The 18092-nt window shown below is 68.9% G+C and carries 18 protein-coding genes; 8 read left to right on the top strand and 10 right to left on the bottom strand.

Annotated features, from left to right (window positions below; all coding sequences use genetic code 11):
• The first annotated feature begins 120 nt into the window (after positions 1–120).
• Positions 121–1515, top strand: a complete 1395-nt coding sequence (locus FFS62_RS20335; protein ID WP_256662329.1) for a DUF2868 domain-containing protein — start codon at positions 121–123, stop codon at positions 1513–1515.
• 78 nt (positions 1516–1593) lie between these two features.
• Entirely contained in the window at positions 1594–2967 is a 1374-nt protein-coding gene (locus FFS62_RS20330) for a DUF3482 domain-containing protein (RefSeq protein ID WP_137974673.1), read from the top strand.
• A 6-nt stretch (positions 2968–2973) separates the two neighbouring features.
• On the opposite strand, the gene FFS62_RS20325 is transcribed toward FFS62_RS20330, so the two are convergent.
• Both FFS62_RS20325 and FFS62_RS20320 read right to left on the bottom strand, forming a co-directional pair.
• Positions 2974–3993 carry a phosphatidylinositol-specific phospholipase C gene (locus FFS62_RS20325; RefSeq protein WP_137974672.1) on the bottom strand — a complete coding sequence of 340 codons (1020 nt, stop codon included), beginning with the start codon at positions 3991–3993 and terminating at the stop codon, positions 2974–2976.
• A 184-nt stretch (positions 3994–4177) separates the two neighbouring features.
• Positions 4178–5059, bottom strand: a complete 882-nt coding sequence (locus tag FFS62_RS20320; protein ID WP_137974671.1) for a DMT family transporter — start codon at positions 5057–5059, stop codon at positions 4178–4180.
• Between the two features lie 92 nt (positions 5060–5151).
• Here FFS62_RS20320 and FFS62_RS20315 point away from each other — a divergent pair, with 92 nt between their 5' ends.
• Positions 5152–6063, top strand: a complete 912-nt coding sequence (locus FFS62_RS20315; protein ID WP_137974670.1) for a LysR family transcriptional regulator — start codon at positions 5152–5154, stop codon at positions 6061–6063.
• Between the two features lie 6 nt (positions 6064–6069).
• Here the strand turns inward: FFS62_RS20315 and FFS62_RS20310 are convergent, their stop codons facing one another.
• Genes FFS62_RS20310 through FFS62_RS20300 form a run of 3 tightly spaced genes read right to left on the bottom strand, consistent with a single transcriptional unit; the run spans position 6070 to position 8453 of the window.
• Positions 6070–6864 (bottom strand): thymidylate synthase, encoded by a 795-nt coding sequence (locus tag FFS62_RS20310; protein WP_137974669.1) that lies wholly within the window; start codon positions 6862–6864, stop codon positions 6070–6072.
• A complete protein-coding gene (lgt, locus tag FFS62_RS20305) occupies positions 6861–7661 on the bottom strand; it encodes a prolipoprotein diacylglyceryl transferase (protein ID WP_137974668.1) in 801 nt (266 codons plus the stop codon). The genes FFS62_RS20310 and lgt overlap by 4 nt, the downstream gene beginning before the upstream one ends.
• A gap of 9 nt (positions 7662–7670) precedes the next feature.
• Positions 7671–8453: a sulfite exporter TauE/SafE family protein gene (locus FFS62_RS20300; protein WP_137974667.1), complete on the bottom strand. Its 783-nt coding sequence runs from the start codon at positions 8451–8453 to the stop codon at positions 7671–7673.
• A gap of 120 nt (positions 8454–8573) precedes the next feature.
• Here FFS62_RS20300 and FFS62_RS20295 point away from each other — a divergent pair, with 120 nt between their 5' ends.
• Positions 8574–9332 carry an NRDE family protein gene (locus FFS62_RS20295; protein ID WP_137974666.1) on the top strand — a complete coding sequence of 253 codons (759 nt, stop codon included), beginning with the start codon at positions 8574–8576 and terminating at the stop codon, positions 9330–9332.
• A 7-nt stretch (positions 9333–9339) separates the two neighbouring features.
• Here FFS62_RS20295 and FFS62_RS20290 read toward each other — a convergent pair whose 3' ends face one another.
• Positions 9340–9906, bottom strand: a complete 567-nt coding sequence (locus FFS62_RS20290) for a DUF6436 domain-containing protein (RefSeq protein WP_137974665.1) — start codon at positions 9904–9906, stop codon at positions 9340–9342.
• Positions 9907–10016: 110 nt separating this feature from the next.
• On the opposite strand from FFS62_RS20290, the gene FFS62_RS20285 reads away from it, so the two are divergent.
• The gene (locus tag FFS62_RS20285) at positions 10017–10958 is read left to right on the top strand and encodes an alpha/beta hydrolase (protein ID WP_137974858.1); all 942 of its coding nucleotides are present in this window, start codon (positions 10017–10019) and stop codon (positions 10956–10958) included.
• 32 nt (positions 10959–10990) lie between these two features.
• Here FFS62_RS20285 and FFS62_RS20280 read toward each other — a convergent pair whose 3' ends face one another.
• Positions 10991–11758 (bottom strand): DUF2059 domain-containing protein, encoded by a 768-nt coding sequence (locus FFS62_RS20280; RefSeq protein ID WP_137974664.1) that lies wholly within the window; start codon positions 11756–11758, stop codon positions 10991–10993.
• 63 nt (positions 11759–11821) lie between these two features.
• Here FFS62_RS20280 and FFS62_RS20275 point away from each other — a divergent pair, with 63 nt between their 5' ends.
• The 3 genes from FFS62_RS20275 to FFS62_RS20265 all read left to right on the top strand — a co-directional run bounded on the left by FFS62_RS20275 (position 11822) and on the right by FFS62_RS20265 (position 13442).
• The gene (locus FFS62_RS20275) at positions 11822–12433 is read left to right on the top strand and encodes a 2OG-Fe(II) oxygenase (RefSeq protein WP_137974663.1); all 612 of its coding nucleotides are present in this window, start codon (positions 11822–11824) and stop codon (positions 12431–12433) included.
• Complete coding sequence (locus tag FFS62_RS20270) at positions 12433–12930, top strand: DUF523 domain-containing protein (protein WP_137974662.1); 498 nt, start codon at positions 12433–12435, stop codon at positions 12928–12930. Before FFS62_RS20275 ends, FFS62_RS20270 begins: the two co-directional genes overlap by 1 nt.
• A gap of 74 nt (positions 12931–13004) precedes the next feature.
• Positions 13005–13442: a DUF4399 domain-containing protein gene (locus FFS62_RS20265; RefSeq protein WP_256662344.1), complete on the top strand. Its 438-nt coding sequence runs from the start codon at positions 13005–13007 to the stop codon at positions 13440–13442.
• A gap of 53 nt (positions 13443–13495) precedes the next feature.
• On the opposite strand, the gene ppk1 is transcribed toward FFS62_RS20265, so the two are convergent.
• The 3 genes from ppk1 to FFS62_RS20250 all read right to left on the bottom strand — a co-directional run bounded on the left by ppk1 (position 13496) and on the right by FFS62_RS20250 (position 18087).
• Positions 13496–15706, bottom strand: a complete 2211-nt coding sequence (gene ppk1 / locus FFS62_RS20260) for a polyphosphate kinase 1 (protein ID WP_137974660.1) — start codon at positions 15704–15706, stop codon at positions 13496–13498.
• 22 nt (positions 15707–15728) lie between these two features.
• Positions 15729–16742 (bottom strand): porphobilinogen synthase, encoded by a 1014-nt coding sequence (gene hemB / locus FFS62_RS20255; RefSeq protein ID WP_137974659.1) that lies wholly within the window; start codon positions 16740–16742, stop codon positions 15729–15731.
• A 115-nt stretch (positions 16743–16857) separates the two neighbouring features.
• Entirely contained in the window at positions 16858–18087 is a 1230-nt protein-coding gene (locus FFS62_RS20250; RefSeq protein WP_137974658.1) for a sterol desaturase family protein, read from the bottom strand.
• Between the last annotated feature and the right edge of the window lie 5 nt (positions 18088–18092).

The following is an 18092-nucleotide window of genomic DNA, read 5'->3' as shown; positions in this document are numbered from 1 at the left end:
CTCTTCTCGTTGTTGTGCCTGAAGCCTAGTCGCAGCCGACGGCGCGCCACAACTCGGACTTTTCCCCAGGCGCGGCGCAGCGGTTATGCTTTGGCCCTCGACCCGCAGACGGAACGCCGCGTGACAAACAGTCCCCCGCCTCCCCGCTCGCGCCTGCAACGCCTCTGGCTGTGCGAAGCCATTCGCCTGCGCGAGGACCACGCCGGCCCGCTGGAAGATGTAGAGGCCAACCGCCTGGCGCGCCAGACCGATGGCGCCCTGGCGAGCCGCATCGAGGCCCGCGCCCTGTTCCTGGCCAGGCGCGATGGCCAGCTTCAGGCCCAGCGTCACTGGCTGCAGGGCGCACGCCTGGCGCTGCTGGCCCTGCTGATCCTGGCCCTGGTCGGCGGCGCCGGGCTGGCCCTGGCGGCGCTCGGCGACGGCAGCCGCCCGGTCAATGTGTTCTGGGCCCTGGGCAGCCTGCTCGGCATTCATCTGCTGACCCTGCTCGCCTGGCTGCTCGGTATCGCCTTCGCCGGCGAGCACCAGGCCGCCCTCGGTCGCCTGTGGCTGTGGCTCAGCGAGAAGCTGGCGCGCGACGCCGCGGCCGCCCAGCTCGGCCCGGCGCTGGTCCTGCTGCTGCAGCGCCGGCGCCTCAACCGCTGGCTGCTCGGCGCCCTGGTCCACGGCCTGTGGCTGGTGGCGCTGCTCGCCGCCACGCTGATGCTCCTGCTCCTGCTCAGCACCCAGCGCTACGGCTTCGTCTGGGAGACCACCCTGCTCGGCAGCGATGCCTTCGTCGCCCTCACCCACCTGCTCGGCGCCCTGCCCGCCCTGCTCGGCTTCCCGCTGCCGGACGTGGACACCATCCGCGCCAGCGGCGATTCCGCCCTGCTGGTGGAAACGGCGCGGCATGCCTGGGCCGGCTGGCTGCTCGGCGTGCTGCTGGTGTTCGGCCTGCTGCCGCGCGCCCTGTTCCTGCTGCTGTGCCTGTGGCGCTGGTGGCACGACAGCGCGCGCCTGCGCCTGGACCTCGCCCTGCCCGGCTACCGGCTGCTGGCCGAGCGTCTGCAACCGCCGGCCGAACGCCTCGGCGTGCTGGATGCGGAGCCGCAGGCGCTGCACCAACCTCTGAGCGGGCACAGCGCGCTGGCCACGGACGGCGCCCTGCTGGTGGCGGTGGAGCTGGACGACAGCCGACCCTGGCCGCCGCAAGTGGGCAAAGGCGTAGCCAACGCCGGTGTGCTGGACAGCCGCGAACAGCGCCAGCACCTGCTCGACCAGTTGAGCCGTTTTCCGCCGGCGCGCCTGGCCGTCGCCGTCGACCCGCGACGCTCGCCGGATCGCGGCACCCTGGCGCTGCTCGGCGAGCTGTCGCGCACGGCCGCCGCCACCCGCGTCTGGCTGCTGCCGCCACCACCCGGCGAGGCGCTGGACAGCCAGCGCCTGGGTGACTGGCACGAGGCCCTGCAGCGCCTCGGCCTGGCCTTCTCCGATGCGGCGCCACTGGCCTGGCTGGAGACTGGACATGACTGATCGCGTAGCCCGGATGCCATCCGGGAAGCAGGCAGCTCCACCCCGGATGACATCCGGGCTACGAACTGGAGAGCGGCCATGACCAGACCGCTGCGTCTGGCCGTGGTCGGCCACACCAATGTCGGCAAGACCTCGCTGCTGCGCACCCTGCTGCGTGACGTCGGCTTCGGCGAGGTCTCGCACCGGCCCAGCACCACCCGTCACGTCGAGGGCGCGCGCCTGTCGGTGGACGGCGAAGCGCTGCTGGAGCTGTACGACACCCCCGGCCTGGAAGACGCCATCGCCCTGCTCGACTATCTGGAACGCCTGGAGCGCCCCGGCGAGCGGCTGGACGGCCCGGCGCGCCTGGCGCGCTTCCTCGACAGCGCCGAGGCGCGCCAGCGCTTCGAGCAGGAGGCCAAGGTGCTGCGCCAACTGCTGGCCAGCGATGCCGGGCTGTACGTGATCGACGCCCGCGAGCCGGTGCTGGCCAAGTACCGCGACGAGCTGCAGGTGCTGGCCGGCTGTGGCAAGCCGCTGCTGCCGGTGCTCAACTTCGGCGCCGCCGCGGCCCAGCGCGAGCCGGAATGGCGCGAGGCCCTGGCCCGTCTCGGCCTGCATGCGCGGGTGGCGTTCGACACCGTGGCGCCGCCGCTGGATGGCGAGCGCCGCCTGTACGAGAGCCTGGCCCTGCTGGTGGAACCGGCACGCCCGCAACTGGAGCGGCTAATCCTCGACCACGAGGCCCAGGACGAAGCCCGCCGCCAGGCCGGCGCACGGCTGATCGCCGAACTGCTGGTGGACTGCGCCGCCTGCCGGCGCAGCGTGGCGGCCCAGCCGCAGATCGAACAGGGCGAGATCGCCGCCCTGCACCAGGCCATCCGCCGCCGCGAGCAGCAGTGCGTCGACGCGCTGCTGCGCCTGTATGCCTTCCGCCCGGACGATGCCCAGGCCGGCGACCTGCCGCTGGCGGACGGGCGCTGGGGCGATGACCTGTTCAACCCGGAGACCCTGCGCCAGCTCGGCGTGAAAGTCGGCGGCGGCATGGCCGCCGGTGCGGCCACCGGGGTGGGCATCGACCTGCTGGTGGGCGGCGTGACCCTGGGCGCCGCCGCGCTGCTCGGCGCCCTGGCCGGTGGCGGCCTGCAGACCGCGCGCAACTTCGGCGGGCGTCTGCTCGGCAAGCTCAAGGGCCAGCGCGAACTGACGGTGGACGACAACGTGCTGCGCTTGCTCGCCCTGCGTCAGCGCCAGCTGCTGGCCGCCCTGCTCGCCCGCGGCCACGCGGCGACCGCGGCGATCCGCCTGGACCAGCCGCTGGACAGCGCCTGGCGCGAGGCCCGGCTGCCCGAGGCCCTGCGCCGGGCGCGGGCGCATCCGCAATGGTCGTCGCTGAATCCCGGCGCGCGCCTGGAACAGGCCGAGCGGCGCGAGCAGGTGGATGCCCTGACCGGCGAGCTGCTCGGCGCCTGAGCGCCGTCAGCGCACCTGATTGACGCGGATGATGGCGTCGATCAGCCCGGCACCGGGGAAGTCGGCGAACACGATGCCGACATGACCGAGCTTGCCGCGCTGGGCGTCCAGCAGGTTGCGGGTCAGGTCGTTGGTGCCCTCGAAGGCGATCGAGCAGATGCCGATGAAGCAGCCGACCCGTGGGAAGTCCGGGTAGCTGCTCTTCCAGCCCGGCGTGGTGCGCCCGGTGAGCAGGCGCGGCGCACCGGTCTGCGGGCTGGAGTGGCCGCTGGCGACGAAGTACGGAAAGGAGCCGCCCGAACCACTGAGGAAGTTGATCGAGCTGTGGCCACGGCCATTGGCCCGCCAGACCTGCGCCTTGACCTTCTCCCACTTGCCGTACAGGTCCCAGTTGCTGCTCAGGTTGTAGGCGTCCTGGGTGTCGAACGAGCCGGAGTAGTCCAGGCCGTAAGTGGCCCCGGCGAAGTTCTGCAGGATCACGATCTTGCCGCGCACCTCATCGAGCAGCGGGTCCTGGCCGGTGGGCTGCCAGATGTAGCCGCTGTAGCGGGCGTTGTACTCGGTGAAGGTGGCCTCGAAGCTGCGGCTGACATTCTGCTCGGTGTGTTCGGGCTTGACCCGCACCAGCAGCGTCTCGCCCGGATGCTGGGCGAGGAAGGCGACCATGGCGTCGAGCACGTCGCCGAACATGGTGTGCTGGTACACCGGGCCATGGTGGATGGCGAACACGTTGTCGATGTGCCGGGCGCGCACGTCGAAGGCGCGGATGCCCGCCTCCAGCTGGGTGCGCAGCGGCAGCGACTGGGTGCGCACGATGTCGCCGCCATAAAACGACAGCGAGTCGTGGGTGCCCGGCACAGACAACTGGCGCACGCGCTTGGCGCCGTCCAGCGCGGCCATCCAGTCGCTGTTGCGGTAGTTGAGGTTGCTGTCGCTGGAGTAGGCGTTGCTCGAATGGGCAACGGCGGAGAGCGGCGCGAGCAGGCAGGCGACGGCCAGCGCGCGGCGCAGTAGGCGAGAGTGCATGGTGAGGTTCCTTGTGGTGCCGGTTCTTGTCGGTGTTGTTGGCTAACCACTACCCGGTCCGTCGGGCCGCTTTCTCGTGAGCGCGTCGGCGAACGGAAATAGCATCGGCAGTGAAGCGCCTCGCCGGCCATTGCGCCAGGTCCATCCGTGCCAGGTGCACGGGCCGATCACGACAACCGGCGTTTCAGCGCCGCGCCAGGCTGGTCCACAGGGTCGCCGCGACAATCAGCAGGCCGCCGATCCAGGCCTGCAGGCTCAGCTCCTCGCTCAGCCAGAGCACGGCGAACAGCGCGCCGAACAGCGGCTCGCTGCCCATCAGCAGGCTGACCCGGGTCGGGCTGCTGCGGCCCAGCGCCCAGTTCTGCACGTAGAAGGCGAACAGCGTGGCGAACAGCACCAGATACAGGCTGCCGACCCAGAATGCCGGTTCGGCCGGCAACGGCGGCAGGCCGTAGGGCAACAGCAGCGCGCCGAGCAGCAGACAGCCGAAGCCGATCACCCCGGACTGCACGGCGGTCAGCGCCAGCGGCGGCACCTGGCGATTGGCGGTGAGACGGCGGGTCAGGCATACCTGGAAGGCACGCAGCAGCGCGGCGGCCAGCATCAGGCCATCGCCCAGGCCGAAGTCGAGGTGGACGCCACCGCTGAGCAGCCAGGTGCCGATTAGCGACAGCGCCACCGCCGGCAGCAGGCGCGCATCCGGGCGCTGGCCGAGCATCAGCCACTCGACGAAGGGCGTCAGCACCACGCACAGGCTGATCAGGAAGGCCGCGTTGCTCGCCGTGGTCAGCTGCACGCCGTAGGTCTCGCAGAGAAAGATCGCCAGCAGGGCCAGGCCCAGCGGCAAGCCGGGTGCCCAGGCACGCCTCCCCTCGCCGCGCAGCTGCGGCACCAGCAGTAGGAAGGTGATGCAGAAGCGCACGGCGAGGAAACCCAGTACCGGGTAGAACAGCAGCGCCTGCTTGGCCACGCCGTAGCTGGTGCCCCACACCAGCGCCACCAGCAGCAGAAGCAGGTCGCTGGTGTGCAGCAGGCGGGCCCGCAGGGGTTGGCTCAGGGTGGTCATGGTGGCTCCAGCGCTACTTCGGGACAGAGCGGCATTGTCCATTGGGCATCACACCGCGATAATCCAACCATTTCGAACATGACTCGTTCCCCATGAGCACGAATCAGACCCAGCACCTGCTGCCATTGATGGCCAGCTTCGTCCGCGTGGTGGAGTGCGGCAGCTTCTCCGCCGCCGCCCGCCAGCTGCATACCAGCGGTTCGGCGCTGAGCCGCCAGGTCGCCCAGCTGGAGGCCGCGCTGGGCCTGCGCCTGCTGGAGCGCACCACCCGCCGCCTGCGCCTGAGCGAGGCCGGCGGTGAAGTGTTCGAGCGCTGCCGGGAGATGCTCGCGGCGGCCCAGGCAGCGGTAGCCGTGGGCGAGCGACTGATGAGCCACCCACGCGGCCAGGTGCGCCTGTCGGTGCCCAAGGCCTTCGGCAAGTACCTGGTGGCGCCGCTGCTGGCGGATTTCCTGGTGCGCTATCCGGAGGTGGACGTCAGCCTCAACCTCAGCGACCGCAGCCCGGACCTGATCGCCGACGGCTTCGACCTGATCGTGCGCATCACCGAGCAGCCACCGCAGCAGATGGCCGGGCGCCCGCTATGCCAGGTGCGCCAACTGCTCTGCGCCACGCCGCAATACCTGGCGCGCCACGGCACGCCGCAGCACCCGCAGGAGCTGGTGCGGCACCAGTGTCTGTATCTGGACGAGGTGGCGGACGATCACCGCTGGCACTTCAGCGACGGCCGCGAGCAGTGCATGGTGGCGGTGGCCGGGCGCTTCGCCAGCAACCACAGCGAGGTCCGCCTGAACGGCGCGCTGAACCACCTGGGCATCGCCTGCCTGCCGCACTTCACCGCCGCCCAGGCGCTGGCCGAAGGGCGACTGGTGCAGGTGCTGGCCGACTGGCGCTACACCGGCTCCTACCAGGGCACCGCCTGGGTGCTCTACCACCCCAACCGCCACCTGCCGCCGAAGCTGCGGGTGTTGATCGATCATCTGGCGGCGGGGCTGGCAGGCTAAGGCTGGTTACACCGCCACCGGCGCGGCGATGTGCGGGTGGGCCTGGTAGTTCTGCAGCTCGAAGTCCTCGAACTTGAAGGCGAACAGGTCCTTCACGTCGGGGTTCAGGCGCATGGTCGGCAGCGGTAGCGGCTCGCGGGTCAGCTGCAGGTCGGTCTGCTCGATGTGGTTGGCGTACAGGTGGCAGTCGCCGCCGGTCCAGACGAAGTCGCCCGGCTGCAGGTCGCAGACCTGGGCGATCATCAGGGTCAGCAGGGCGTAGCTGGCGATATTGAAGGGCACGCCGAGGAAGATGTCGGCCGAGCGCTGGTACAGCTGGCAGCTCAGGCGGCCCTCGGCGACGTAGAACTGGAACATGGTGTGGCACGGCGGCAGGGCCATCTCATCGACCAGCGCCGGGTTCCAGGCGGAGACGATCAGGCGCCGCGAGTCCGGGTTGTTCTTGATCATCTCGATCAGCTTGCTGATCTGGTCGATCGACTCGCCATTGGGCGCCGGCCAGGAGCGCCACTGGTAGCCGTATACCGGGCCGAGGTCGCCGTTCTCGTCGGCCCACTCGTCCCAGATGCGCACGCCGTTGTCCTTCAGGTACTTGATGTTGGTGTCGCCTTGGAGGAACCACAGCAGCTCGTGAATGATGGATTTCAGATGGCACTTCTTGGTGGTCACCAGCGGGAAGCCGCCGGCCAGGTTGAAGCGCATCTGGTGGCCGAACACCGAGTAGGTGCCGGTGCCGGTGCGGTCGCTCTTGAAGGTGCCGGTCTCGCGCACCAGGCGCATCAGGTCGAGGTACTGTTTCATTGCACGGCTCCTTGAACGGCCTGGCGGCGATAGGCCCAAATCATAAGGCCGAGGCCGCCGAGAATCATCGGCAGGCACAGCACCTGGCCCATGGTCAGCCAGCCGCCGGCCAGGTAGCCGAGCTGGGCGTCCGGCACGCGGACGAACTCGACGATAAAGCGGAACACGCCATAGCAGATGGCGAACAGGCCGGACACCGCCATGGTCGGGCGCGGCTTGCGCGAGTAGGCCCAGAGGATCAGAAACAGGGCCACGCCTTCCAGCGCGAACTGGTACAGCTGCGACGGGTGGCGCGGGTCCGGCCCGCCATTGGGGAAGGCCATGGCCCAGGGCACGTCGGTGACCTTGCCCCACAGCTCGGAGTTGATGAAGTTGCCGATGCGCCCGGCACCCAATCCAATCGGAACGAGAGGGGCGATAAAGTCCATCAGCTCGAAGAAGCTCTTGCCGTTGCGCCGGCCGAACCACCAGGTGGCCAGCATCACGCCGATCAGGCCGCCGTGGAAGGACATGCCGCCTTCCCAGACGCGGACGATCTTCAGCGGGTCGGCCACGTAGGCGGATAGGTCGTAGAACAGCGCGTAGCCCAGGCGGCCGCCGAGGATCACGCCCATGGCCACCCAGAACACCAGGTCGGAGAGTTTCTCCTTGCTCCAGCTGGCGTCGAAGTCCTTCAGCCGGCGGCTGGCGAGGAACCAGGCGCCGCCGATGCCGACCAGGTACATCAGGCCGTACCAGTGGATCTTGATGAGGCCGAGGTCCAGCGCCACCGGGTTTATCTGCGGATAAGTCAGCATTGCGACTCCTTAGATCAGGAAGCTCACGCCCACGCACAACAGCAGCAGGGCGAACAGTCGTTTCAATACGGTGGCCGGCAGGCGGTGCGCCAGGCGCGCGCCGATGCGGGCGAAAAACATGCTGGTGATGGCGATGCCGGCCAGCGCCGGCAGGTACACGAAACCCAGGCTCCACGCCGGCAGGTGCGCCTCGTTCCAGCCCAGCAGCATGAAGCTCAGGGCGCTGGCCACGGCGATCGGCAGACCGCAGGCCGAGGAGGTCGCCACCGCCTGCTGCATGGGCACGCTGCGCCAGGTCAGGAACGGCACGGTCAGCGAGCCGCCGCCGATGCCGAAGATCGCCGAGGCCCAACCGATCACCACGCCGGCGCCAGTCAGCCCGGGCTTGCCTGGGACAGTGCGGCTGGCCTTGGGTTTCAGACCCAGGCCCATCTGGATGGCGATGATGATGGCGAACACGCCGATGATCTTCTGCAGCATCGGCCCCTGGATCGCCGCGGCGGTAGCCGCGCCGACCGCCGCGCCGAGCAGGATGCCCAGCGCCATCCAGGCGAATACCGGCCACAGCACGGCGCCCTTGCGCTGGTGCTCCAGCACCGAGTTGATCGAGGTGAAGATGATGGTGGCCAGCGAGGTGCCCACCGCCAGGTGGGTCAGGATCGCCGGATCGAAGCCCTGAGCGGTGAAGCTGAACACCAGCACCGGCACGATGATGATGCCGCCGCCGACGCCGAACAGTCCGGCCAGCACACCGGCCGCCGCACCCAGCAGCAGATAGAGCAGGAATTCCATGCAACCCCCTAAAACGAAGCGGCATGGTAACGGATGGGCACCCTGCCCTCCAGCCGAGGCGATGGATGCCCATGGCTTTGTTAGACTCCAGGCACCTGATCACAGGCCCTTGGAGGCGGTATGTGCCTGATCGTCTTCGCCTGGCGCCCCAGACACCCGCAACCGCTGGTGCTGGCCGCCAACCGCGACGAGTTCTATGAGCGAGCCACCCTGCCCCTGGGCGAATGGGAAGACGCTCCCGGCGTGTACGCCGGCCGCGACCTGCTGGCCGGCGGCACCTGGCTGGGGGTGACGGCCGAGGGCCGCTTCGCCGCCCTGACCAATATCCGCGACCCGCGCCAGCCACGCGGTGAGCGCTCGCGCGGCGAGCTGCCGCTGGAATACCTGCGTGGCGAGATGGACGCCGAGGCCTTCCTCGCCGAACTGGCACCGCGACTGGAGCAGTACAGCGGCTTCAACCTGCTGCTCGGCGACCGCCGCGCGCTGTACTTCTTCAACTCCGAGCTGGCCGAGGTACGCCGCCTGATGCCCGGAGTCTACGGCCTGTCCAACGCCGACCTGGATACGCCATGGCCCAAGGTGCTGCGCGCCACGGCGGCGCTGGCCAATACCCTCGACGATCCGCAGCCGGCCAACCTGCTGGCGCTGCTCGGCGACCGCCAGCAGCCGCCACGGGTGCTGCTGCCGGACACCGGCGTGGGCGTCGACTGGGAGATGCTGCTGGCCACCGTGTTCATCGTCGGTCCCGGCTACGGCACCCGCGCCAGCAGTGCCCTGGTGCTGCACGGCGATGGCGGCGTGCGCCTAATGGAGCGCAGCTTCGGCAGCGGCGGCGAGCTGCTCGGCGAGGTGGATCTGCGCCTGGGGCCGCGGGAGTAAGCAGGCCTCACTCCTGCCAGTCGCAGAAACAGCCTACGGCCAGGTTGCTGTCGGCGCGCACCGGGCGCCCCGCCAGCAGCGCCTCGATGATCGGCTCGATGAAGCTGTTGCTGGAGGTGCACAGCGCGCCTTCGCTGTAGGGGCCGAAGTAGGCCAGGCGGCCCTGCTGGTCCCAGATCGCCACCGCCGGGCTGGCCGGCAAGCGCTCGCTGCCCGGCAGTTCGGTCAGCGGCTGCAGCGCCTGCAGGTTGTCCGGCAGGCGGCCGTGGCTGCCGGCCTTCTGCAGCGCGTAGAACTGCACCCCGCGCCCCGAGTACGCCTGCACCAATTCGCCGAGATGCTGCTGGTTGCCGACATTGCACGGGCAGCCCGGGTCCCAGAAGTGCACCAGGCGGATCGGCCCCGGCCCGGCCAGCTCCGCCGGCAGGCGCAGGTCGGCCCCCGAGAACAGCTCGGTGCGCGCCTCGAAGGGACGGATATAGCGGGCCTGGAACCACCAGAAGGCGGCCAGCATGGCGCCCAGCCAGAGGATGGCGATCAGGCTGACGAGAAGCGTCTTGTGGCGCGGCGACATGAGAATGGAATCGGAAGAAAGGTGCCTAGCTTGCCACGCCGTGCCCGACAGCTGAATATCGGCTGTCCCACACCACCACCGAAGACGCCATGACCGCCATGCCTCAGACCCTGCCAGAGCCCTTCCAGCCCGAGCGCCTGCGCGCCGGCCTGCGACCCTTGGCCGCGGCCACCCAGCCGCTGGAGGCCGAGGCCCTGGCCTACCAGCGCTACTATGGCCTGGACCTGCCGCAGCATGCCGGGATGCGCAGTCGCCTGGGCCGCTTCGAGTGCGACGAACTGAGCCTGGTGGCGCAGCTATGGACGCCACCTGAGCCCAAGGCGACACTGATCCTGCTGCACGGCTATTACGACCACATGGGTCTGTACCGCCACGTGGTCGACTGGGCGCTGGGCGAGAACCTCGCCGTGCTGGCCTGCGACCTGCCCGGTCACGGCCTGTCCGAAGGCGCACGAGCCAGCATCGATGACTTCTCCGCCTACCAGCGCACCCTGCAGTGCCTGTTCGCCGAGGCCGCCAGCCTGGACCTGCCGCAGCCCTGGCATCTCTGTGGGCAGAGCACCGGCGGCGCCATCCTGCTGGACTTCCTGCTGCTCGGCGAACCGCGTCCGGAGCCCGGCGCCACCATCCTCCTGGCGCCCCTCGTGCGGCCACGGGCCTGGGGCCTGTCCAAGCTCAGCTACCACCTGATCGGCTCGTTCCGTCGCGAGATTCCCCGGCGCTTCTCGGCCAACTCCAACGACGCCGAGTTCCTCGACTTCCTGCAGAACCGCGACCCGCTGCAGCCGCGCCACCTGCCGACCGCCTGGGTCGGCGCCCTGGCCAAATGGATTCCGCGCCTCGAGAAGGCCCCGCGCAGCGTGCAGCGGCCGCTGGTGGTGCAGGGCGAGGCGGACATGACGGTGGACTGGCGGCACAACCTGCAGGTGCTGCAGGACAAGTTCGACCAACCGGAGATACTGCGCATCCCGGGCGCGCGACATCACCTGGTCAACGAGAGCGAAGGCATCCGCCGCGAGTACTTCGCCTTTCTCAGCGAACGCTTGCGCTAGGACTCGCGTCTACGCGGCCCGGCGATGAATCGTCAGATGCCCTGCTGGGCCGGCTGGATATTCTGCTCGCTCTGCCCTGCCGCCAGCCCTGCACGCAGCGCGGCCACGGCGGCCTGGTAGTAGGCCTTGCCGGCCGGCGACTCGGCGAAGGCGACGAACTCGTCCAGCTCCGGGTCGGACAGGTCGCGATAGACGTGCAGCAGGGTGTTGTCGATATCCGCCTCGATCTGCTGCATCAGCCGCTCGCGCTGGCTCTGCACCAGCGCCTGCGCCTGGTCGCCGCCAAACAGGCCGGGCACCATCGAGCTCAGGCTGTCGGCCGCGACGCCAGCCAGGGCCAGGCTGACCTCGGCGCCGGCCTCGGTGGCCGGCACGACCTGCGCCAGATGGCGAATCAGCAGGCGGCGGGTGGCGGATGCCTCCACGACGGGCAGACCGTTGGCGTGGGCGGCCAGCTGGTCGCGGGCACTGGCACGGATCTCGGCGGCGACCACGCGCTTGCCCAGTGGTGACTCGAAGAACTGCAGCGCCGGCCGCGGATCGGCCAGCGCCATGCGCAGCGCGGCCTGGGCGCGCTGGTCCATGGCCGCCGGCTCGAAACGCCGGTTGCTGTTGGTCACCAGGGCCTGGAACACCGCCGGCGGCAGGGTGCCCTGGTAGCGCTGCTGGGCTAGCTTGAGCGCCTCGCCGAAATGCGCGCGCTGCTCGGGCCAGCCGGCACTCTGGTAGAGCCGGGCGTGGTCGTCGGCGGAAACGGCGAAGCTGCACAGCAGCATGAACAGAGCAAAAACGGCGCGCATGAATAACTCCTGTCTGGCGCGGCTATTGTAGGGGCCCGCAGGCGGCGCTGGTAGAATCGGCGCATGACCGACCAGCACCTGCAGCGGCTCCTGCCGCAGATCATCGACGACCTCGCCAGCCAGGGCTGGTCGCGGCAGGCGCATGCCCTGCCGCAAACTCTGACCCGCGAACTGGCCGCCGAGTGCCGCAGCCGCGCGCAAGACGGTGCACTGAGCCCGGCCGGCGTCGGTCGCGGCCAGGGCCTGGCGGTGCGCGAGGGCATCCGCGGCGACAGCATCCAGTGGCTGGAACAGGGCCAGAGCGCGGCCTGCGACCAATACCTGCAGGCCATGGACGAGCTGCGCCAGGCCCTCAACCAGGCCTTCTACCTGGGCCTGGAAGACTACGAGAGCCACTTCGCCCTGTATCCGCCGGGGGCCTTCTACCAGAAGCACCTGGACCGTTTCCGCGACGACGACCGCCGCACCGTGTCCGCCGTCTACTACCTCAATGACGACTGGCAGACCGAGCAGGGTGGCACCCTGCGCCTCTACCCACAGGACGGCGTCGCGCTGGACGTGCTGCCCACGGCCGGCACCCTGGTGCTGTTCATCTCCGCCGAGCTGCCCCATGAGGTGCTGCCGGCGACCCGCGAGCGCTTGTCGCTCACCGGCTGGTTCAGGAGACGCGCCTGATGGAAAAACTGCTGGTCAGCCGCTGCCTGCTCGGCCACAAGGTGCGCTACGACGGCGGCGCCCACGGGCCCTACGACCTGCTGCAGCGCTGGCAGGATGAGGGACGCATCGTCGCCCTGTGCCCGGAGGTGGCAGGCGGCCTGCCCACGCCGCGGCCGCCGGCGGAAATCCCCGGCGGCCAGGGCGCAGAAGTGCTGGACGGCCGCCAGCCGGTGCTGACCGACGCTGGCGCCGACGTGACCGCGGAATTCGTCGCCGGCGCCGAGATCGCCCTGCGCCTGGTCCTGCAGCACGGCCTGCGGGTAGCGGTGCTCAAGGCGCGCAGCCCATCCTGCGGCAACACCCAGGCCTACGATGGCAGTTTCAGCGGCAGCCTGGTCGCGGGCGAAGGCGTGACCGCCACCCTGCTGCGCCGCGCCGGCGTGCAGGTGTTCAACGAGACCCAGCTGGCCGAGGCCGCTGCCGAGCTGGCGCGCCTGGAGCGGCGCGACGACTGACCGCGCAGGTGCAACGCCAGCGCACTAAGGTCAGTGCAGACTGCCATCGAAAGGAGCCTGCCATGCGTCTCTCCCTGCGTAACTCCCTACACACCTTGGGCCTATGCGCCCTGCTCTGCACACCCCTGCCGGCGCTGGCCGAGAACGCGGTTCCGCAGCTGCCAGCGCCGCCGGGGGCCGAGGTGTACTTCATCGAGCCGGCCGACGGCGCCAGCGTCGGCCAGACCTTCAGCGTCAAGTTCGGCCTCAAGGGCATGGGCGTGGCGCCCGCCGGCGTCGACTTCCCCGCCACCGGCCACCATCATCTGCTGGTGGATGTGAGCACCCTGCCACTGCTGGACGTGCCTTTACCGGCAACCGAACACATCCTGCACTTCGGCAAGGGCCAGACCGAGACCGAGCTGAGCCTGCCGCCGGGCACCCATACCCTGCAGCTGCTGGTCGGCGACAAGCACCACGTGCCGCTGGACCCACCGGTGATCTCGAACAAGATCACCATCACGGTGCAATGAGCCGGCCATGAAAAAGCCCCGCAGGTGCGGGGCTTTTTTGTCGGTGCCTTTGCTCAGCGCACCTGCGGCGCGGTCAGCTTGTCCAGCAGCGCCGCCTGGGCGTTGCGCGGGTTGGCGTTGCCGAACGGGCTGAGGCGCAGGTAACGGCCGTCCGGCTGCAGCACCCAGGCCTGGGTGTTGTCGGACAGGTAGCTTTCCAGCTCCTTCTTGACCCGGGTGATGAGCTTCTTGCCCTCCATCGGGAAGCAGGTCTCCACGCGCTTATCGAGGTTGCGCTCCATCCAGTCGGCACTGGAGAGGAACAGCTGCTCGTCGCCACCGTTGCCGAAGTAGTAGATGCGGCTGTGCTCGAGGAAGCGGCCGACGATCGAGCGCACGTGGATATTGTGCGACACCCCCGGCACGCCGGGACGCAGGCAGCACATGCCGCGCACCACCAGGTCGATGCGCACGCCCATCTGGCTGGCCTTGTACAGCGCGCGGATGATCTTCGGATCGGTCAGCGAGTTGACCTTGGCCATGATGTGCGCCGGCTTGCCCTCGCTGGCGAACTGCGCCTCGCGGGTGATCATGTCGAGCAGGGTCTTCTTCAGGGTGAAGGGCGCGTGCAGCAGCTTCTTCATGCGCAGGGTCTTGCCCATGCCGATCAACTGGTTGAACAGCTTCGACACGTCCTCGCCCAGCCCCTCGTCGGCGGTCAGCAGGCTGTAGTCGGTGTACAGCTTGGCATTGCCGGCGTGGTAGTTGCCGGTGCCGAGGTGCGCGTAGCGGCGCAGCTCGCCGTTCTCGCGGCGCAGGATCAGCATCATCTTGGCGTGGGTCTTGAAGCCGACCACGCCGTAGATCACCACCGCACCGGCGGCCTGCAGGCGGCTGGCCAGCTGCAGGTTGGACTCCTCGTCGAAGCGCGCGCGCAGCTCGATCACCGCGGTGACTTCCTTGCCGCTGCGCGCCGCCTCGACCAACGCATCGACGATTTCCGAGTTGGCCCCGGAGCGGTACAGGGTCTGCTTGATCGCCAGCACGTGCGGATCTTTCGCCGCCTGGCGCAGCAGGTCGACCACCGGGGTGAAGGACTCGAAGGGGTGCATCAGCAGGATGTCCTGCTTGCCGACCACGCTGAAGATGTTCTCGGCGTTCTGCAGCAGCTTGGGAATCACCGGCGTGAAGGGCGCGTGCTGCAGCTCCGGGTGGCTCTCCAGCCCAGTGATGCTGAACAGGCGGGTCAGGTTGACCGGACCGTTGACCCGGTACAGCTCGCTCTCGCTCAGGTTGAACTGCTTGAGCAGGTAGTCGGACAGCTGCGGCGGGCAGGTCTCGGCCACTTCCAGGCGCACGGCGTCGCCGTAGCGCCGGCTGAACAGCTCGCCGCGCAGGGCGCGGGCCAGGTCCTCGACGTCCTCGGTGTCCACCGACAGGTCGGCGTTACGGGTCAGGCGGAACTGGTAGCAGCCCTTGACCTTCATGCCGGGGAACAGGTCGTCGGCGTGAGCGTGGATCATCGACGAGAGGAACACGTAGTTGTCCCCTGCCCCACCCACTTCCTCCGGCACGCGGATGATCCGCGGCAGCAGGCGCGGCGCCGGGATGATGGCCAGACCGGAGTCGCGGCCGAAGGCATCAACCCCTTCCAATTCGACGATAAAGTTGAGGCTCTTGTTCACCAGCAGCGGGAACGGGTGCGTCGGGTCGAGGCCGATCGGCGTGATGATCGGCGCGATCTCGTCGCGGAAGTAGCGGCGCACCCAGGTCTTCAGCTTGGTGGTCCAGTAGCGCCGGCGGATGAAGTTGACCTGGTGCTTGGCCAGCTCCGGCAGCAGCACGTCGTTGAGCAGCGCGTACTGGCGGTCGACCTGCTCGTGGGCGATCTCGGAGATGCGCGCCAGCACCTGGCTCGGCAGCAGGCCGTCGGCGCCGGCCTGTTCGCGGGCGAAGTTGATCTGCTTCTTCAGGCCGGCGACGCGGATCTCGAAGAACTCGTCGAGGTTGCTGGAGAAGATCAACAGGAACTTCAGGCGCTCGAGCAGCGGGTAGGACTCGTCCAGCGCCTGTTCCAGCACGCGGATATTGAACTGCAGCTGCGACAGCTCGCGGTGGATGTACAGGCTGCTGTCATCCAGACCGGGGATCGGCAGCGCCGGGGGCGCCGGCTCGGGCTCGACCACCGGCACGACCGCCTCGGCCACGACTTCCAACGGTGCCTGCGGCTCGGCCTCGAGCTGGGCGTCGGCGATCTGCTTGTTGCTGAGTCCCTCGGTATTCATTGCCTTGCTTCCCTGGGGCGGCTCAGCGCCCCGCGTTCAAGAGTTCTGCCGCACGCACGGCGAAGTAGGTGAGGATGCCATCGGCGCCGGCGCGTTTGAAGGCGGTCAGCGATTCGAGGATCACCGCCTCGCTCAGCCAGCCGTTCTGGATGGCCGCCATGTGCATGGCGTACTCACCGCTGACCTGGTAGACGAAGGTCGGCACGCGGAATTCACTTTTCACCCGCTGCAGGATGTCCAGATAGGGCATGCCCGGCTTGACCATGACCATGTCGGCGCCTTCGGCCAGGTCCGCCGCCACCTCGTGCAGGGCCTCGTCGCCGTTGGCCGGGTCCATCTGGTAGCTGGCCTTGTTGGCCTTGCCCAGGTTGGCCGCCGAGCCGACCGCGTCGCGGAACGGGCCGTAGTAGGCGCTGGCGTACTTGGCCGAGTAGGCCATGATCCGCACGTTGTGCTGGTCGGCCAGCTCCAGGGCCTCGCGGATGGCCTGCACGCGGCCGTCCATCATGTCCGACGGCGCCACCACCTGGGCGCCAGCCTCGGCGTGGGACAGGGCCTGCTTGACCAGGGCGTCCACGGTCACGTCGTTCATCACGTAGCCGGAGTCGTCGAGGATGCCGTCCTGGCCGTGGGTGGTGAAGGGGTCCAGGGCCACGTCGCTGATCACCCCCAGCTCCGGGAACTTGGCGCGCAGGGCGCGGATGGCGCGCTGGGCGATGCCGTCCGGGTTCCAGGCCTCGCTGCCGTCGAGGGACTTCTTCTCCAGCGGGGTCACCGGGAACAGCGCCAGGGCCGGAATGCCCAGTTCCACCCAGCGCTCCGCCTCCTGCAGCAGCAGGTCGATGGACAGGCGTTCGACGCCCGGCATCGACGGGATCGCCTCGCGGCGGTTGGCGCCGTCGAGGACGAACACCGGCAGGATCAGGTCGTCGGTGGTCAGCACGTTCTCACGCACCAGGCGACGGGAAAATTCGTCGCGACGGTTGCGACGCAGGCGGGTAGCGGGGAACAGGCGATTGGCGGGGGTAAAGCTCACGACGGACTCCAGAACCCGCACGGCGGGCGAGTGTGACAGTTGTACCCGGCCATTATGACCAAATAATGTCTGCCACACCCAAACTGCGACGGGCAGCCGCAGTTCCGTGGCTCCCTCAGGCCGTTTGCGCCTGGGCACGGCCCGGCCAGAACAGCCAGATCAGGCTGCCCAGGCTCCAGATCGCCAGCAGCGCCCAGGACAGGCTGCCGCCGCCAATCAGGCCGACCTGCTGGGCCCAGAGCAGCGCCAGCAGGTTGAGGCCCAGGCGCAGCGCCTCCAGCGGGCGGGCGAACGGACGGTTCTCCAACCAGGTGCCGATGCAGTACAGACCGAAGGCCACCCACAGCCACGCGCCGGCCAGCACGCCGAGGCTCTGTTGCGCCGCCACGACCAGCAGCCAGCTGGTGCCCGCCACGTAGCTGGCGAACTGCAGGCCGGCGTAGAGCTTCTGGCCACGGCTCAGCGGCACCTCGAACTTGCGGAAGGCGGCCAGGTCCGGCTTGTCGATCGGATAGCGCGCCGCCACATCGGCCGGGCGCCAGCCGGTGGGCATAAACCAGATGCGCAGCTTGTCCCACCAGGACTCGGCGCGCCGCGCATCGCGCCATAGCTGCACGTAGAACTGCACGTTGGCCCACAGCGGGTTCCAGCTGCGCAGCGGCACGCTCACGCCGAACACCACCGGATGCTCGTCCAGCTCCTCCTGGAAGGTGCCGAACAGGCGATCCCAAAGGATGAACACGCCCCCGTAGTTACGGTCCATGTAGATAGGGTTCTGCGCATGGTGCACGCGGTGGTTGGAGGGGGTGATGAAGAACCACTCGAACCAGCCCAGCTTGGCGATGTGCCGGGTGTGCACCCAGTACTGGTAGAGCAGGTTGAGCGCGCCGACGGTGACGAATACCACCGGCGGGATGCCGGCCAAGGCCATCGGCAGGTAGAAGATCCAGCTCAGCAGGAATCCGGTGCTGGTCTGGCGCAGGGCGGTGGAGAGGTTGTAGTCCTCGCTCTGGTGGTGCACCACGTGGGACGCCCAGAACACGTTGCGTTCGTGGCCGAAGCGGTGGCTCCAGTAGTAGCAGAAGTCGTAGGCGACGAAGGCCAGCACCCACACCCAGGGCTCGTCCGGCAACACGGTCAGGTGCAGGTGCTCGTAGGCGAAGGCGTAACCGAGCACGGCGATGGTCTTGCTCAGCAGGCCGCTGGCCTGGGACAGCACGCCGGCGCTGAGGCTGTTCAGCGAATCGGCCAGGCGATAGGTGCTCACCCCGCGCACGCGATCGGTGATCAGCTCGGCGATGATGAGCAGGAAGAAGAAGGGCACGGCAAGCAGGATCAGGTTCATGGTTC

It is taken from the genome of Pseudomonas sp. F(2018), from assembly GCF_005508865.1.
In the GTDB taxonomy this organism is placed as follows: Bacteria; Pseudomonadota; Gammaproteobacteria; order Pseudomonadales; family Pseudomonadaceae; genus Aquipseudomonas.
This window is presented reverse-complemented; position numbering and strand designations above follow the sequence as displayed.

Bases quoted from the DNA above. Each gene is read 5' to 3' on its own strand.
- FFS62_RS20320 (WP_137974671.1), bottom strand. From the start codon at position 5,059: ATGACCACCCTGAGCCAACCCCTGCGGGCCCGCCTGCTGCACACCAGC.
- FFS62_RS20310 (WP_137974669.1), bottom strand. From the start codon at position 6,864: ATGAAACAGTACCTCGACCTGATGCGCCTGGTGCGCGAGACCGGCACC.
- FFS62_RS20250 (WP_137974658.1), bottom strand. From the start codon at position 18,087: ATGAACCTGATCCTGCTTGCCGTGCCCTTCTTCTTCCTGCTCATCATC.
- FFS62_RS20275 (WP_137974663.1), top strand. From the start codon at position 11,822: ATGACCGACCAGCACCTGCAGCGGCTCCTGCCGCAGATCATCGACGAC.
- ppk1 (WP_137974660.1), bottom strand. From the start codon at position 15,706: ATGAATACCGAGGGACTCAGCAACAAGCAGATCGCCGACGCCCAGCTC.
- FFS62_RS20280 (WP_137974664.1), bottom strand. From the start codon at position 11,758: ATGCGCGCCGTTTTTGCTCTGTTCATGCTGCTGTGCAGCTTCGCCGTT.
- lgt (WP_137974668.1), bottom strand. From the start codon at position 7,661: ATGCTGACTTATCCGCAGATAAACCCGGTGGCGCTGGACCTCGGCCTC.
- FFS62_RS20315 (WP_137974670.1), top strand. From the start codon at position 5,152: ATGAGCACGAATCAGACCCAGCACCTGCTGCCATTGATGGCCAGCTTC.
- FFS62_RS20270 (WP_137974662.1), top strand. From the start codon at position 12,433: ATGGAAAAACTGCTGGTCAGCCGCTGCCTGCTCGGCCACAAGGTGCGC.
- FFS62_RS20300 (WP_137974667.1), bottom strand. From the start codon at position 8,453: ATGGAATTCCTGCTCTATCTGCTGCTGGGTGCGGCGGCCGGTGTGCTG.
- FFS62_RS20330 (WP_137974673.1), top strand. From the start codon at position 1,594: ATGACCAGACCGCTGCGTCTGGCCGTGGTCGGCCACACCAATGTCGGC.
- FFS62_RS20290 (WP_137974665.1), bottom strand. From the start codon at position 9,906: ATGTCGCCGCGCCACAAGACGCTTCTCGTCAGCCTGATCGCCATCCTC.
- FFS62_RS20325 (WP_137974672.1), bottom strand. From the start codon at position 3,993: ATGCACTCTCGCCTACTGCGCCGCGCGCTGGCCGTCGCCTGCCTGCTC.
- FFS62_RS20295 (WP_137974666.1), top strand. From the start codon at position 8,574: ATGTGCCTGATCGTCTTCGCCTGGCGCCCCAGACACCCGCAACCGCTG.